General features: G+C 70.1%; 13 protein-coding genes. 8 read left to right on the top strand and 5 right to left on the bottom strand.

Annotated elements, in window-relative coordinates; all coding sequences use genetic code 11:
- Window positions 1–19: 19 nt before the first annotated feature.
- The gene (gene rho, locus AB0436_RS11910; protein WP_366467656.1) at window positions 20–1168 is read right to left on the bottom strand and encodes a transcription termination factor Rho; all 1149 of its coding nucleotides are present in this window, start codon (window positions 1166–1168) and stop codon (window positions 20–22) included.
- Between the two features lie 368 nt (window positions 1169–1536).
- On the opposite strand from rho, the gene AB0436_RS11905 reads away from it, so the two are divergent.
- The 4 genes from AB0436_RS11905 (at window position 1537) to AB0436_RS11890 (ending at window position 5829) form a co-directional block, all read left to right on the top strand.
- Entirely contained in the window at window positions 1537–2001 is a 465-nt protein-coding gene (locus AB0436_RS11905) for a DUF5709 domain-containing protein (RefSeq protein ID WP_366467948.1), read from the top strand.
- A gap of 124 nt (window positions 2002–2125) precedes the next feature.
- Window positions 2126–2623: a 2Fe-2S iron-sulfur cluster-binding protein gene (locus AB0436_RS11900; protein WP_366467946.1), complete on the top strand. Its 498-nt coding sequence runs from the start codon at window positions 2126–2128 to the stop codon at window positions 2621–2623.
- Window positions 2620–3612 carry a xanthine dehydrogenase family protein subunit M gene (locus AB0436_RS11895; protein WP_366467655.1) on the top strand — a complete coding sequence of 331 codons (993 nt, stop codon included), beginning with the start codon at window positions 2620–2622 and terminating at the stop codon, window positions 3610–3612. The genes AB0436_RS11900 and AB0436_RS11895 overlap by 4 nt, the downstream gene beginning before the upstream one ends.
- A 117-nt stretch (window positions 3613–3729) precedes the next feature.
- Window positions 3730–5829, top strand: coding sequence for a xanthine dehydrogenase family protein molybdopterin-binding subunit (locus AB0436_RS11890; RefSeq protein ID WP_366467654.1), 2100 nt, complete (start codon window positions 3730–3732; stop codon window positions 5827–5829).
- Here the strand turns inward: AB0436_RS11890 and AB0436_RS11885 are convergent.
- The gene (locus AB0436_RS11885; RefSeq protein ID WP_366467653.1) at window positions 5823–6938 is read right to left on the bottom strand and encodes a chemotaxis protein; all 1116 of its coding nucleotides are present in this window, start codon (window positions 6936–6938) and stop codon (window positions 5823–5825) included. The two genes, AB0436_RS11890 and AB0436_RS11885, sit on opposite strands and share 7 nt — an antisense overlap.
- Before the next feature lie 309 nt (window positions 6939–7247).
- Here AB0436_RS11885 and proP point away from each other — a divergent pair, with 309 nt between their 5' ends.
- Window positions 7248–8801: a glycine betaine/L-proline transporter ProP gene (gene proP, locus AB0436_RS11880; protein ID WP_366467652.1), complete on the top strand. Its 1554-nt coding sequence runs from the start codon at window positions 7248–7250 to the stop codon at window positions 8799–8801.
- A 114-nt stretch (window positions 8802–8915) separates the two neighbouring features.
- Here proP and AB0436_RS11875 read toward each other — a convergent pair whose 3' ends face one another.
- Genes AB0436_RS11875 through dhaK form a run of 3 tightly spaced genes read right to left on the bottom strand, consistent with a single transcriptional unit; the run spans window position 8916 to window position 10957 of the window.
- Window positions 8916–9320, bottom strand: a complete 405-nt coding sequence (locus AB0436_RS11875; RefSeq protein ID WP_366467650.1) for a PTS fructose transporter subunit IIA — start codon at window positions 9318–9320, stop codon at window positions 8916–8918.
- Window positions 9317–9913, bottom strand: a complete 597-nt coding sequence (gene dhaL / locus AB0436_RS11870) for a dihydroxyacetone kinase subunit DhaL (RefSeq protein WP_366467649.1) — start codon at window positions 9911–9913, stop codon at window positions 9317–9319. Before dhaL ends, AB0436_RS11875 begins: the two co-directional genes overlap by 4 nt.
- A gap of 51 nt (window positions 9914–9964) precedes the next feature.
- On the bottom strand, window positions 9965–10957 hold the full coding sequence (gene dhaK / locus AB0436_RS11865; protein WP_366467648.1) for a dihydroxyacetone kinase subunit DhaK: 993 nt from the start codon (window positions 10955–10957) through the stop codon (window positions 9965–9967).
- Between the two features lie 272 nt (window positions 10958–11229).
- Here dhaK and AB0436_RS11860 point away from each other — a divergent pair, with 272 nt between their 5' ends.
- The 3 genes from AB0436_RS11860 to AB0436_RS11850 are packed head-to-tail and all read left to right on the top strand — an operon-like array spanning window position 11230 to window position 14005.
- Window positions 11230–11706: a MarR family transcriptional regulator gene (locus AB0436_RS11860; protein ID WP_366467647.1), complete on the top strand. Its 477-nt coding sequence runs from the start codon at window positions 11230–11232 to the stop codon at window positions 11704–11706.
- Window positions 11706–13460, top strand: coding sequence for an MFS transporter (locus tag AB0436_RS11855; RefSeq protein ID WP_366467646.1), 1755 nt, complete (start codon window positions 11706–11708; stop codon window positions 13458–13460). The genes AB0436_RS11860 and AB0436_RS11855 overlap by 1 nt, the downstream gene beginning before the upstream one ends.
- Window positions 13436–14005, top strand: a complete 570-nt coding sequence (locus tag AB0436_RS11850) for an isochorismatase family cysteine hydrolase (RefSeq protein WP_366467645.1) — start codon at window positions 13436–13438, stop codon at window positions 14003–14005. The genes AB0436_RS11855 and AB0436_RS11850 overlap by 25 nt, the downstream gene beginning before the upstream one ends.

The following is a 14005-nucleotide window of genomic DNA, read 5'->3' as shown; positions in this document are numbered from 1 at the left end:
TGGGGGCCGGTGGGTCGGGTCAGGCGCCGGGCACGGTCCGACGGATCTGCTGGAGGAAGACCGCGTTGTCCGGGGTGCGCCGGATCCTGTCCAGCAGGGCCTCCAGGGTGGCTTGGCCGTCCCTGGACTGCAGAGCGCGGCGCAGATCCCGTACGGCCGCCAACTCGCCACCGGGAAGGAGGAGTTCCTCGCGGCGGGTGCCGGAGGGCGGGATATCGACGGCGGGGAAGATCCTTCTGTCCGCCAGTGCGCGGTCCAGCCTGAGTTCCATGTTGCCGGTGCTCTTCAGTTCCTCGAAGAAGTAGTCGTCCGCGCGGGAGCCGGTGTCGACCAGTGCCGTGGCCAGGATGGTCAGCGATCCTCCTTCCTCCGCGCGCCGGGCGGCCCCGAAGAGCCGCTTCGGTCCCTGCACGGCGCCGGCGTCGACGCCGCCACTGAGGGTGCGGCCGCCGGATGCGGCGGCGTTGTTGTGCGCGCGGCAGAGCCGGGTGAGGGAGTCGAGCAGGATGACGACGTCCTCACCCTGTTCGACGAGGCGCTTGGCCCGCTCCACCGCGAGTTCGGCGAGCGCGATGTGTTCCTTCGCCGCTCTGTCGAAAGTCGACGCGAGTACGTCGCCCCGTACGGAGCGGCGCATGTCGGTGACCTCCTCGGGGCGCTCGTCGAGGAGCACCACCATCAGCCGGCATTCGGGGTGGTTCTCGGCGATGGCTGCCGCGAGCTGCTGGAGCAGGACGGTCTTGCCGGTCCTGGGCGGCGCGACGATCAGCCCGCGCTGTCCTTTGCCGATCGGCGTGATCAGGTCGATGAGCCGGGTCGTCGCGCTGCCGCCGGGAGTTTCCAGACGCAGCCGTTCGCCGGGGTGCAGTGGGGTCAGCTCATGGAACTGGGGCCGGCCGCGCAGGGCCTCCGGCGGGCGGCCGTTGACCCGATCGACGCGGAGCGGGCCCCCGGGGCTTTCGCGGAACGCTTCGACGAAGTCCCCCGTGCGCAGGCCGTGTTGGCGGATCAGGGCGGCGGGAACCTGTACGTCGTGGGGGGAGGGGCCCGAGCCGTGCGCGTCAAGGGTGCGCAGCAGGCCGTGACCGCGGTGGGTGAGGTCGAGGACACCGGCGGCCGGGGCCACGGGGTGCTGTCGGGCAGGTGGGCGTTCGAGGGTGCTGGGCATGCGGGGTCCTTTCGCGGACAGGCGAACGAGAGGCCCGGCGGAGGCGGTGCGGTCACGCCCCGTTACGGAGGGCAAAGAGGCCCGGGCCGGGAAATGAGGAGTGGTGCTGGAGCGCTGGATCGCCGATCATGAAAGAGAAGGCTTCACAGCGAGAGGGGAAAGCGAGAGAACACACTGGCACCGGCGCCTACTGATGGGCGTACACAAGTGCTGACCGCAGAGTACCACACACTCGGTCCGGGGTAACGCGACCCACTCGCCGTTCCCCGCAGGCCGGGAAGCGTGGTGTGGCCCAGTCTGGACAGGGGAGCGGCTGCAGCACCAGCAGGACGAAGGAGCACACCGTGGCGATCGGACAGGACAGCGCTATGGGTGACGATGTCTACCAGCCGGACGGGAGCGAGGTCACCGACGACTCGGGCATCCTCGACCCGGAGGACACCCTCAACGACCGGGGGGCGGATCCCTACGACGAGGGCTGGTCCCCGCCCGAGCGGCCGCTGGGCGTCGAGCACGTGGGCACCACCGCGCGGGAACAGCACGACAGAGAGACGCTGGACGAGCGTCTTTCCGAAGAAGTGGCCGAACCGACACTGATACCGGAGGTCGAGGACGACGGCATCGGTGACGCGTCCGACAGCGACGGCGAACCCCTGGACGACGAGGTGGGCGACGTCCGGTCGGGCCGGCTGGTCGGGCCCGACGAAGGAGCACACGAAGAAGCCGAGAAGGACATGCTGGCCGAGGACGTCGGTGTCGACGGCGGGGCCGCCTCCGCCGAAGAGGCCGCCGTGCATGTCGTCGCGGACGACAGTGGCGGCGACACCCGCTGATCCGAAGCTGGTCGCAAGCCGGCAGAAGCGCAGAAAGGCTGCAGCAGTGGAGCCCCACAACACACCCGACGAGGCCGTCGAGTACGCGGCCCAGCACCATGACCGCACTCATTCGCACGTCACGCTGAAGGTCAACGGTGAGCCGCGCCCGCTGGTGGTCGATCGCCGCGCGACGCTTCTCGACGTGCTGCGCGAACAGCTCGATCTCACCGGTGCCAAAAAGGGGTGTGACCACGGACAGTGCGGGGCCTGCACCGTCCTGGTCGACGGCAGACGCGCCAACGGATGTCTGCTGCTGGCCGTGGCTCAGGACGGAGCTGAGGTGACCACGGTGGAAGGACTCGCCCCCGACGCCGAGGGAATGCACCCGTTGCAGCGGGCTTTTCTCGACCGCGACGCCTTCCAGTGCGGCTATTGCACCCCGGGCCAGCTCTGTTCCGCCGTCGGTGTCATCGCCGAGGCAGCGGCGGGCCATCCCTCCCATGTCACGGATCCCGGACAGCCGGCGGAGGGCGCCGTAGCACTCACAGCTGCGGAGATCCGCGAGCGGCTCAGCGGGAATCTCTGCCGCTGCGGCGCTTACCCGAACATTGTCGATGCCGTTCAGGACGTGACGCGGTGAAGCCCTTCGCCTATGTACGAGCCCACAGCATCGAGGAGGCGTCCGCCGCCCACGCGGCGCACCCCGGTGCCCGTTATCTCGGCGGCGGCACCAACCTGGTCGATCTGATGAAGCTGGGTGTGGAGCGCCCGGACGCGCTCATCGACATCAGCAGACTGCCGCTGGACGCCGTCGAGGAGTTGCCGCGCGGAGCGCTGCGGATCGGAGCGACCGTCCGCAACAGCGATCTGGCCGCACATCCACTGGTCCGTGCCCGCTATCCCGCGCTCTCGCAGGCCCTGCTCGCAGGGGCATCCGGCCAGCTGCGCAATGTCGCGACCACCGGCGGCAATCTGCTTCAGCGCACCCGTTGCCCCGCATTCCAGGACACCGCGAAGCCCTGCAACAAGCGGGAGCCGAGCAGCGGCTGCGGGGCGCGGGAGTCGGCGTCGGACCGCGATTTCGCGGTGCTCGGCTACTCGGAGCAGTGCATCGCCACCCATCCCTCGGACATGGCGGTGGCACTCGCCGCTCTCGATGCCACGGTCGAACTGCGCGGCGCGGACGGCCCGCGCACCGTCCCGGTGACCGAATTCCATCGTCTTCCCGGGGACCGGCCCGATCAGGACACGGTGATCCGCCCGGGCGAGCTCATCGAGGCGGTGGTGCTGCCGCCCGCCCCGTCCGGGCTGCCTTCGGCCTACCGCAAGACCCGCGACCGGGCTTCGTACGCGTTCGCGCTGGTCTCCGTTGCCGCAGTGGCCGCGCTGAGCGGCGGGGGCCAGGTCCGGCACATCGGACTCGCGTTCGGCGGGCTCGCCCATCGGCCGTGGCGTGCGAGGACAGCGGAAGCCGAACTCCTCGGCACCGCGCCGACCCAGGAGAACATCGGACGCGCCATGGACGCGGAGCTCGCGGCGGCCGAGCCGCTCCGCGACAACGCGTTCAAGCTGGTGCTGGCCCGCAATCTCGCGTGCGCCGTACTGGAAGGGCTGGTGGGACAGAGCTGAGGCGCAACCGCAGGAAAGCAACCCGGATCGGACGCCGCAAGCCCACCGCCCGCCGCAAGCGAGCACCCACCAGCCGCTTCGGACAACCCAGCCAAGTCGCAGTGAGAGGACCCCGCCATGCGCCCCACAGCCGCCGCACTCGGCACCCCCGCGGAACGCAGCGAAGGCCGGGAAAAGGTCACCGGCACTGCCCGGTACGCCGCGGAGCACACCCCTGCGGACTGCGCCTATGCCTGGCCGGTGGCCGCCACCGTGGCGCGCGGCCGGGTCGTCGCCGTGGACGACAGCGCAGCCCTGGCGCTGCCCGGCGTGCTGGCCGTGCTCACCCCCGACTCGAGCCCCCGGCTCGGCGACGCCGGTGACGCCACCCTCGCCGTGCTGCAGGACCTGGAGGTACCGCATCGCGGCTGGTACGTGGCGCTCGCGGTGGCGGAGACGCTGGAGACGGCGCGGGCCGCAGCCGAGGCGGTGCGCATCGAGTACGCGGCGGAACCTCACGATGTGACCCTCACCGCCGATCACCCCGGCGCCTACACGCCGGATGTGGCCAACGGCGGCTATCCGGCCCTCCGGGAGCGCGGCGAGGTGGACGCCGCCTTCGCCGCATCACCCGTTCGGATCGACGTGTCCTACCGGGTGCCGCCGCTGCACAACCAGCCGATGGAGCCGCACGCGGCCACCGCGTACTGGGACGGCGGACGGCTGCGGGTGCACGACTCCAGCCAGGGATCCAGCTATGTGCGGACAGCGCTGGCCGCGCTCTTCGGCATTCCGGCCGACCGGATCACCGTGAGCTGCGAACACGTGGGCGGCGGATTCGGCTCCAAGGGCACCCCCCGCCCCCACGTGGTGCTCGCCGTCATGGCCGCCCTGCACACCGGTCGCCCCGTCAAACTCTCCCTGCCGCGCAAGGAAATGCCGGCCAACGTCGGCCACCGCGCGCCTACCCTGCACCGGCTGCGGCTCGGCGCGGATGCCGAGGGAACGCTGGTCTCGGTCAGCCACGAGGTCACCACCCACACCTCCCGCGTCAAGGAGTTCGTGGAACAGGCCGCGGTGCCCACCAGGGTCATGTACGCATCACCGCACAGCCGCACCCTGCACCGTGCGGTCGCGCTGGACGTGCCCACCCCTTCCTGGATGCGCGCCCCGGGAGAGACCCCCGGCATGTACGCCCTGGAGTCGGCGATGGACGAACTCGCCGAAGCGATCGGCCTCGATCCGGTCGAACTGCGCGTACGCAACGAGCCGGACACCGAGCCGGACAGCGGCCGGCCCTTCAGCAGTCGCCACCTCGTGGAATGTCTGCGGGAAGGGGCCCGGCGCTTCGGCTGGGCGGACCGTGATCCGCGGCCGGCCTCGCGCCGGGAGGGCGCCCTGCTGATCGGCACGGGGGTCGCCGCAGCCACCTATCCGGTCCTCGTCATGCCGAGCGCGGCCACCGCACAGGTATCGGCCGACGGCAGCTACCTGGTGCGCGTCAATGCCACGGACATCGGAACAGGCGCGCGCACCGTGCTGGGCCAGATTGCCGCCGACGCGCTCGGCGTTCCGTCGGGCTCGGTGCGCCTCGAGATCGGCAACAGCGACCTCCCGCAGGCCTCCGTGGCCGGCGGATCGTCCGGCACCGCGTCCTGGGGATGGGCGGTTCACGAGGCCTGTACGGAGCTCGCGGCCCGGGTCGGGGCCCACCGGGGCCCGCTGCCGGCCGGAGGTCTCTCCGCCGACGCGGACATCACCGAACAGGCGCAACAGGAATCGCCCTACGCCCGGCACGCCTTCGGCGCGAACTTCGCCGAAGTGCAGGTGGACACCGTCAGCGGGGAGGTGCGGGTCCGCAGGATGCTCGGCGTGTACGCGGCCGGACGCATCCTCAACCCACGCACCGCGCGGTCACAGTTCATCGGTGGAATGACCATGGGCATCGGGATGGCGCTGATGGAGGGCAGCACCATGGATCCGGCCTTCGGAGACTTCACCGAGAGCGACCTCGCGGCCTACCACGTGCCCTGCCACGCGGATGTCACCGATATCCAGGCGCACTGGATCGAGGAGGACGACCGACACCTCAACCCGATGGGCAGCAAGGGCATCGGGGAGATCGGCGTGGTCGGCACGGCCGCCGCCATCGGCAACGCGGTGCACCACGCCACCGGTGTACGTCAACGGGAACTGCCGCTCACCCCGGACCGGGTCCTTGCTCCGCCGCGTCAGTAGCGGAGGTCGGCCGCGATACGACTGTGGCCGGCCAGCATGTCATCGGGGACGAAGACGACTTCCGCGCCGCCGTCCAGGGCCAGCTCCACCAACTCGTCGACGATGTCCTCGCGGACACCGTTACCGGACGGGTGCGGCAGTGCCGGATCCAGTGGCACAAGATGACCCTCCTCGATCCGGACGGTCTGCTGGAAGTGCTCCTCCACGGCCACCAGGGCGACGCGCCCCTCACGGACCGATTCCCACACCTCGTCGAGCCCGGCGGCGAACCTCCGTTTGCCGCGCGCGGCGTTGAGACGGTCCGCGGTGCGTTCCGCGGCCCGTCGCTGGAAATCCGACAGACTCGGTTCGAGCTGTCGGTACAGCTCGGACGCGGGTCCGTCCACCAGGCCGCCGCTGAGCACCTTGCCCACCGCGTCACGGGTGGCGGTGCCCACGTCCTCCAGCAGACTCAGCGCGGGGGGCAGGCCCACCACGTAGAGCGGGCGTGGCTCGGCGGCGAGGACGGCGGCCAGCGTGCTGTCCACCGTGCGCAGATACCGGCGGGTCTCCTCGTCCCGGAACGTGCCGGCCACATCGCCCACCCGCTGCTCGCGCTGCACGTCGTTGTCCAGTTCCTCCGGAGTGACCGGGAAACCGTTGCCCCGGTGCTCGCGCAGTCTCTCTCCGGATCCGTGCCAGAGCGTGCTGCGGTCGGCGGCGACCACCAGGACCCAGAAGGGGATGGCCTGCGCCTTGGCGGCGACCAGGTTCCTGGTCAGGAAGCTGTCGCTCACCACCACCCGTTCGGGCACCGGCCGGGGCAGGACCCACACCTGGTGTTCGTCCGTACCGGCGAAGATGACCAGGCCGTCCAGCGAGCGACGCAGATCGACATCGGCCAGCGCCCGGTCGAGCTGGGCTTTCAGGCCGACCCGCGACTGCCGGGACACCGACTCGTCCGCATCGATCCGGCGCCCGGCCTCCGCGAGGAGATTGCGCAGGCGCACGGCGTCCTGGGCGTTGTCGGGCTCACGCCGGTGCGTGGGCATGGACACGGACACCACCGGGTGGGGCTGGTGCCTGCGCAGGGTCTGCAGGAGCGCAGGCGTCAGAGCGTTGGTTTCCATGACTCCCTTTCTGGTACTCGTCCCCCCACACGATCCAACAGCCGCCGCGCGGCTGCATCCGGACGCCCGGCGGAGGACGGGCCAACCGCAGGAGTACCGGGTGGCATTGCGGGTGCGTCCAGCTCTGCTCCGTCACTCCTACGGCCGCGCCGAACAGGCGCCCGACAGTGATCAGGCGCCAGAATCGGGGGTCGGACGGCTGATGACCGATACGGCAGGGAGGAGGGCATCGTGGCGGACCCGTCTCGACGGCCCCGTAGCCCTCAGGGAAGCCGGCCAGGCAGCAAGGGGAACGCTGCGACGGACCGAATGGTCCGTACTCTGCTGCGTCGCCGCAAGAAGTCGCTGAACGCCGCAGACGTCTCGGTGGCGGACCGGCCCAAGGTCCGCAGAGCGGTGACCGCGGCCGCCCTCGGCAACACCATGGAGTGGTTCGACTTCGGTGTCTACGCCTATCTTGCGGGCACGCTGGGTAAGGTCTTCTTCCCGTCGAGCTCGCCCGGCGCCCAGGTGGTGGCCACCTTCGCCACGTTCGCGGCGGCCTTCCTGGTACGTCCGCTCGGGGGCCTGGTCTTCGGCCCGTTGGGCGACCGCATCGGCCGGCAGAAAGTCCTCGCCACCACCATGATCATGATGGCGATCAGTACCTTCGCGGTGGGTTTCCTGCCGAGCTACGGTGCGGTCGGCTTCGTGGCGCCGGTGCTGCTCCTGATCTGCCGGCTGGTCCAGGGCTTCTCGACCGGAGGTGAGTACGCGGGCGCGACCACCTATATTGCCGAGTACGCCCCTGACAGGCGTCGTGGGTTCCTCGGCAGCTGGCTGGACTTCGGTACGTTCATCGGCTACTCACTCGGCTCCGGCATGGTCACCGTGCTGACGCTGATCGTGGGAGAACACGGGATGATCGACTGGGCGTGGCGCATCCCCTTCCTGGTGGCGGGTCCGCTGGGCGCGATCGGGCTCTACATGCGCCTCAAGCTGGAGGAGACCCCGGCCTTCAAGAAGGAGGCGGCGTACGTCCATGAGCAGGCTCTGGCGCGGGGCGAAACGGAGGAGGATCCGGTCGAGGAGGCCAGGCAGTCCGGCAAGGGCCGGCTCAAGGAGATCTTCACTCAGCACTGGGAAGCCGTACTCATCTGTATGGGCCTGGTCCTGCTGTACAACGTCACCAACTACATGGTGACGTCCTATCTGCCGACCTACATGACGTCCACGCTCGGCCAGAACGAGACGACCGCTCAACTGCTGGTGCTCGCCACCATGTTGCTGGTGGTGCTGACGATCACCACAGTGGGCCGGACGTCCGACCGGTGGGGGCGCAGGCCCGTCTTCATGGCCGGCAGCGTCGCCCTGATCGCGCTGTCCTACCCTTCGTTCGTCATGATCCGGCAAGGCGGCATCCTCTGGCCGGCCGTGGGCTGCGGGATCCTCGGACTGCTGCTGGTCTGCTTCGCCGGTACGTCGGCATCGACGCTCCCGGCCCTCTTCCCGACCAGGTTGCGATACGGAGCCCTGTCGATCGCCTTCAACGTCTCGGTCTCGCTCTTCGGCGGCACCACTCCGCTGTTCGCCTCCGGCCTGGTCGAGGCCTCCGGGAACAAGATGGTGCCGGCCTACTACCTGATGGTGGCCGGAGTGATCGGGCTCATCTCGACGCTGTTCCTGCACGAAACGGCCGGCAAACCCTTGCGCGGCTCGGGGCCCATGGTCGAGACACCGGCCCAGGCCCGCCGTGCCGTGGCCCACAGCCGAACGGCCGCCGGGCGGGAGGCCAGAGACATCTGGATCCGGCTGCGCCACCCCTGGGCCCGGAGGCACGGCCACCGGGACGGCCGCGGGGACGGGCCGGGGACGACGGGCTGATAACGAGTTCATCGGCGGCCTCGCGCAGCACCCCCTCACGACGGCCGATGATGACGACCCGGCCCCCGTCGGCCGCGAAGGCCTCGGCCGGCGGCGGCCGGACGTATGTGAACCTCAGACCTTGCGGTAGTCGTACGCCTCGGCGGCCGCCGCCTCCACCGCGTCCAGGTCGCCACCGGCCGACGCGGTGACCAGGGCCGCCACCGCTCCCTCCACGAACGGGGCATCCACCAGCCGGGTGCCGTCCGGGAGTTCGTCGCCCTCGGCCAGCAGCGCCTTGACCGTGAGCACCGCACTGCCGAGATCGACCAGCACCGCGACCCCCGCGCCACGGTCGACCGCGGAGGCCGCCGCGACGATCAGCTCCGAACTGGTGCCGAGTCCGCCGTCAGGAGTGCCTCCCGCGGCCGCGACCGGCGCGGTCGTCGACCCGCCGGTGAGCCCGGTGGCCAGTTCGGCGACGGCGGCGGCGACAGGTGCGCTGTGCGACACCAGCACGATTCCCACGAGCCGGCTCATGCGGCCACCTCCGCGAGTGCGCGGAGCAGCAGGGCCGACGACGTCGCCCCGGGATCCTGATGCCCGATACTGCGTTCACCCAGATAGCTGGCACGACCCTTCCGGGCCCTCAGGGGCACGGTCCCCAGCGCTCCCGCGTCGGCCGCGGCGGCGGCTGCCGCAAAGGACTCGGCCAGCGCTTCGGCGCCGGGCAGGAGTGCGTCGAGCATCGTCTTGTCACCGGCCGCGGCTCCACCGAGCCGGCCCACGGCGGCGATCCCGCCGGCCAGCGCCTCGGCCAACTGCTCGCGGCTGACCTCGGCTGTGTCCCCGAGCGCCTTGCCGGTGGTGCGCAGCAGCGTGCCGTAGAGCGGCCCCGAAGCACCACCTACCGTGGAGATCAACTGTCGTCCGGCGAGAACCAGCACCGCCCCCGGCGTGTCCGGTGCGTCCTTCTCCAGCGCGGCCGTCACGGCGGCGAACCCGCGCCGCAGGTTGCTGCCGTGATCGGCATCGCCGATGGCCGAATCCAGTTCGGTCAGCCGATCCGCCTCTCTGTCGACGGTCTCGGCCGTCGTGGTCATCCAGCGGCGGAAGAATTCGGCGTCGAGCACAGGGCCTCCCTGATGAGTCGGGCACGGAACGAGCCGGTGACCGGCGGCGAGTCAGCAACCCCACCGGAGAGCCGGGGTCTTCACCGGCGCGTCCCACAACCGCAGCAGTTCCTCGTCGACCTGGCAGAGCGTCACCGAGCAGCCTGCCATGTCGAGCGACGTCACATAGTTCCCCACGAGGGTACGAGCGACCGCCACGCCACGCTCGGACAGCACCCGCTGAACCTCGGCGTTGAAACCGTACAGCTCCAGCAGCGGAGTCGCCCCCATGCCGTTCACCAGGGCGAGCACCGGCCCGGTCGGCCGCAGGTCCTCCAGCACCGCGTCCACCGCGAAGTCCGCGATCTCCCGCGACGTCATCATGGCCCGGCGCTCCCGCCCCGGCTCACCGTGAATGCCGACGCCCAACTCGAGTTCCCCGGAGGGCAGGTCGAAGGTGGGGCTGCCCTTGGCCGGGGTCGTGCACGCGGCCAGGGCGACGCCGAAGGACCGGGCGCCCTCATTCACCTGCCGGGCGATGGCCTCCACCCGCTCCAGCGTCGCGCCCTCCTCGGCCGCCGCGCCTGCCAGCTTCTCCACGAAGAGCGTCGCGCCGGTCCCGCGCCGGCCCGCCGTGTACAGGCTGTCGGTCACCGCCACGTCGTCATTGACCAGTACCTTGGCGATCCGCACCCCCTCGTCCTCGGCGAGCTCGGCTGCCATCTCGAAGTTCAGCACGTCGCCCGTGTAGTTCTTGACGATGAACAGCACGCCCTCGCCGCTGTCGACGGCGGCCGCCGCGCGCACCATCTGGTCGGGCACCGGAGAGGTGAACACCTCGCCGGGACAGGCAGCGGCGAGCATGCCGGGCCCGACGAAACCACCGTGCAGCGGCTCATGTCCCGAACCTCCGCCGGATACCAGGCCCACCTTTCCCGCCACCGGTGCGTCCCGTCGCACCACCACCCGGTTGTCCACATCGACGGCGAGGTCGGGGTGGGCAGCGGCCATGCCGCGCAGGGCGTCCGCGACCACGGTTTCCGGGACGTTGATGAGCATGCGCATGGATACTCCCTTGAGAGGGTGGTCAGCTCCCGAGTCAGATTTTCGCAGCTCGGGAGAGATGCGGCCAGTTCTTGATCGTGCCGGTTGCGGACCGGGATTCCGGGGTTCGACAGCCAGTATTGTGCGAACCTCCCGGCGTCGTCCGGAAGATGCCTCCGGTCGGTTCCCGCGCCGCCGGCTGCCGGCAGTTCGGTCGAGCCCTATCCGTGCGGCCGCCGCGGCCCGGCCGTTCCGATTGTTACGGCACATTGATAAGCCTATTGTTAGTACTTATGGATGGCGACACAGCCGATGACGACATAGCTGATGGCGACGTGGCGGATGACGACGCGGCCCGGGCCGGGGCGGCGATCCGGCTGGTCGTGGCCCGTATCGCGCGAAGACTGCGGCAGACCCACAGCGTGGGCGACGTAACCCTCTCCGAGGTGTCCGTACTGGCCCGGCTGAGCCGCGACGGCGCGGATTCGCCCGGCTCGCTCGCCGAACTGGAACGGGTCCGCCCGCAGGCCATGGCCACCACGCTCGCCGCTCTCGAGCAGCGTGGTCTGGTGCGCCGTGCTCCGGACGCCGCCGACGGCCGGCGCGCCGTCATGACGGTCACCGACGCCGGCCGCAAGGTGCTGATCGACCGCCGGTCCGAGTCCGTCCAGCGCCTGACCGATGTGCTGGAAGAGCAGTTCACGCCCGCCGAGCGGCGCGAACTGCTGGCCGTACTGCCGCTGCTCGACCGGCTCGCGGAGCGGCTGTGATGGCCACCCGGGCGCACACCGAGGGCGCCGTCGGGGACCGCTACAAATGGGTTGCGCTCTCCAACACCACCCTCGGCGTACTGATCGCGACCATCGACGGCTCCATCGTCATCATCTCGCTGCCGGCCATCTTCCGCGGGATCGGCCTCGATCCGCTCGCCCCGGGGAACATCGGTTATCTGCTCTGGATGATCCTTGGCTACCTGCTGGTCTCCGCGGTCCTGGTGGTGGCGCTGGGCCGCCTCGGCGACATGTTCGGCCGGGTCCGGATGTACAACATGGGCTTCGCCATCTTCGCCGGTGCCTCGCTCGCCCTCTCCCTCGACCCGTTCAGGGGCTCCGCCGGTGCGCTGTGGCTGATCGGCTTCAGAGTGGTGCAGGCGGTCGGCGGGTCCATGCTGACCGCCAATTCCGCCGCCATTCTCACCGACGCCTTTCCCGCCAGACAGCGCGGTATGGCTCTCGGCATCAATCAGATCACCGCGCTGGCAGGCCAGTTCCTCGGGCTGCTGGCAGGCGGGCTGCTCGCCGCCATCGACTGGCGGGCGGTGTTCTGGGTCAGCGTCCCGATCGGGGCGGTCGGCACCGTCTGGTCGTACCGCAGCCTGCGGGAGACCGGCTCCCGCAAACCGGGTCGCATCGACTGGGTCGGCAACAGCACCTTCGCCGTCGGCGCCGGCGTCCTGCTGGCCGCCATCACTTACGGCATCCAGCCCTACGGCGGCCACCCGACCGGGTGGACCAGCCCGTGGGTACTGGGCGGCCTCGGCACCGGGGTAGTGCTGCTCACTGCGTTCTGCGTGGTCGAGACCCGGATCGCGGAACCGATGTTCCACCTCGGACTGTTCCGTATCCGCGCCTTCGCCGCGGGCAACCTGGCAGCGCTGCTCACCGCGATCGCCCGCGGCGGCCTGCAGTTCATGCTGATCATCTGGCTGCAGGGCATCTGGCTGCCGTTGCGCGGTTACGACTTCGAACGCACCCCGCTCTGGGCGGGCATCTTCATGCTGCCGCTGACCGTCGGCTTCCTCATCGCCGGACCGCTTTCCGGCGTCCTCTCCGACCGCTACGGCGCCCGTCTGTTCTCCACCACGGGGCTGGTTCTGGTGGCCGCCGCATTCGTCGGTCTGCTGGCCCTGCCAGTGAACTTCTCCTATCCGGAATTCGCCGCGCTGCTCATGCTCAGCGGCTTCGGCCAGGGCATGTTCTCGGCGCCCAACACCTCGTCGATCATGGGGAGCGTGCCGCCGGAACAGCGTGGAGTGGCGTCGGGGATGCGCTCCACGTTCCAGAACTCGGGCACGGCTCTGTCGATCGGCCTTTCGTTCTCCCTGATGATCACCGGACTCGCCGGTTCGTTGCCCCACGCCCTGAACAGCGGGTTGCAGGCCCAGGGGGTACCCGCCGCAACGGCCGGGGAGGTGTCCGGGCTGCCCCCGGTGAGTACCTTGTTCGCCACATTCCTCGGGAAGAACCCGATCGGCCACCTGCTCGGCCCCAGCGGTGTGCTCGACAGACTTCCGGCGCACCAGGTACAGACGCTGACCGGAACCCGGTTCTTCTCCGAACTGGTCTCCGGGCCCTTTCACCACGGCCTGGCGACCGTCTTCGGGGTGGCCACCGTGATGGCCCTGGTGGCCGCGCTGGCCTCGGTAATGCGCGGCCGCCACCACAAAGCCGGGCCGACCGGCCCGGGCGGTTCGGACAACTCAGGGAAAGGACAGCCGTCATGGCGAAAAGCGCCCTCCTCGTGATGGATGTACAGCAGGGCATTGTTGACCGGTTCGACGAGGGAACCGATTATCTGCCACGGCTGGTCAAAGCGGTCGACGCGGCCCGGTCGGCAGGCGTGCCGGTGATCCATGTGGTCGTCGGTTTCCGTGCCGGGCATCCGGAGATCAGTTCCCGCAACAAGAGCTTCCACAGGCTGGCCGGCGGCGCCGCGGGTGGAGGATTCGCCGAGGGTGATCCGGATGCCCGCATCCATCCCTCGGTGGCACCCCGGCCGGGCGACATCGTGGTGACCAAGAAGCGGGTCAGCGCGTTCGCCGGAAGTGACCTCGACATGGTGCTCAGGGCCGGGGGCGTGGACACCCTGGTGCTCGCCGGAATCGCCACCAGCGGCGTCGTGCTGTCGACCGTGCGGCAGGCGGCGGACCTGGATTTCGCTCTCGTGGTGCTGGCGGACGGTTGTCTTGACGCCGATCCCGAGGTGCACCGGGTGCTGACCGAGAAGGTGTTCACCCGCCAGGCGGACGTTATCGGTGTGGATGACTGGATCGGAACCCTGCGGAAGTGA

This window comes from Streptomyces sp. NPDC051322, from assembly GCF_040689485.1.
Lineage (GTDB): Bacteria > Actinomycetota > Actinomycetes > Streptomycetales > Streptomycetaceae > Streptomyces.
The sequence above is the reverse complement of the archived record's forward strand: the minus strand, read 5'-3'. Positions and strand labels throughout refer to the sequence as shown.

Excerpts from the sequence above, each read along its gene's own strand:
- rho (WP_366467656.1), bottom strand. The coding sequence starts at position 1,168 with ATGCCCAGCACCCTCGAACGCCCACCTGCCCGACAGCACCCCGTGGCC.
- AB0436_RS11905 (WP_366467948.1), top strand. The coding sequence starts at position 1,537 with ATGGGTGACGATGTCTACCAGCCGGACGGGAGCGAGGTCACCGACGAC.
- AB0436_RS11890 (WP_366467654.1), top strand. The coding sequence starts at position 3,730 with ATGCGCCCCACAGCCGCCGCACTCGGCACCCCCGCGGAACGCAGCGAA.
- AB0436_RS11885 (WP_366467653.1), bottom strand. The coding sequence starts at position 6,938 with ATGGAAACCAACGCTCTGACGCCTGCGCTCCTGCAGACCCTGCGCAGG.
- proP (WP_366467652.1), top strand. The coding sequence starts at position 7,248 with ATGGTCCGTACTCTGCTGCGTCGCCGCAAGAAGTCGCTGAACGCCGCA.
- AB0436_RS11875 (WP_366467650.1), bottom strand. The coding sequence starts at position 9,320 with ATGAGCCGGCTCGTGGGAATCGTGCTGGTGTCGCACAGCGCACCTGTC.
- dhaK (WP_366467648.1), bottom strand. The coding sequence starts at position 10,957 with ATGCGCATGCTCATCAACGTCCCGGAAACCGTGGTCGCGGACGCCCTG.
- AB0436_RS11860 (WP_366467647.1), top strand. The coding sequence starts at position 11,230 with ATGGATGGCGACACAGCCGATGACGACATAGCTGATGGCGACGTGGCG.
- AB0436_RS11855 (WP_366467646.1), top strand. The coding sequence starts at position 11,706 with ATGGCCACCCGGGCGCACACCGAGGGCGCCGTCGGGGACCGCTACAAA.
- AB0436_RS11850 (WP_366467645.1), top strand. The coding sequence starts at position 13,436 with ATGGCGAAAAGCGCCCTCCTCGTGATGGATGTACAGCAGGGCATTGTT.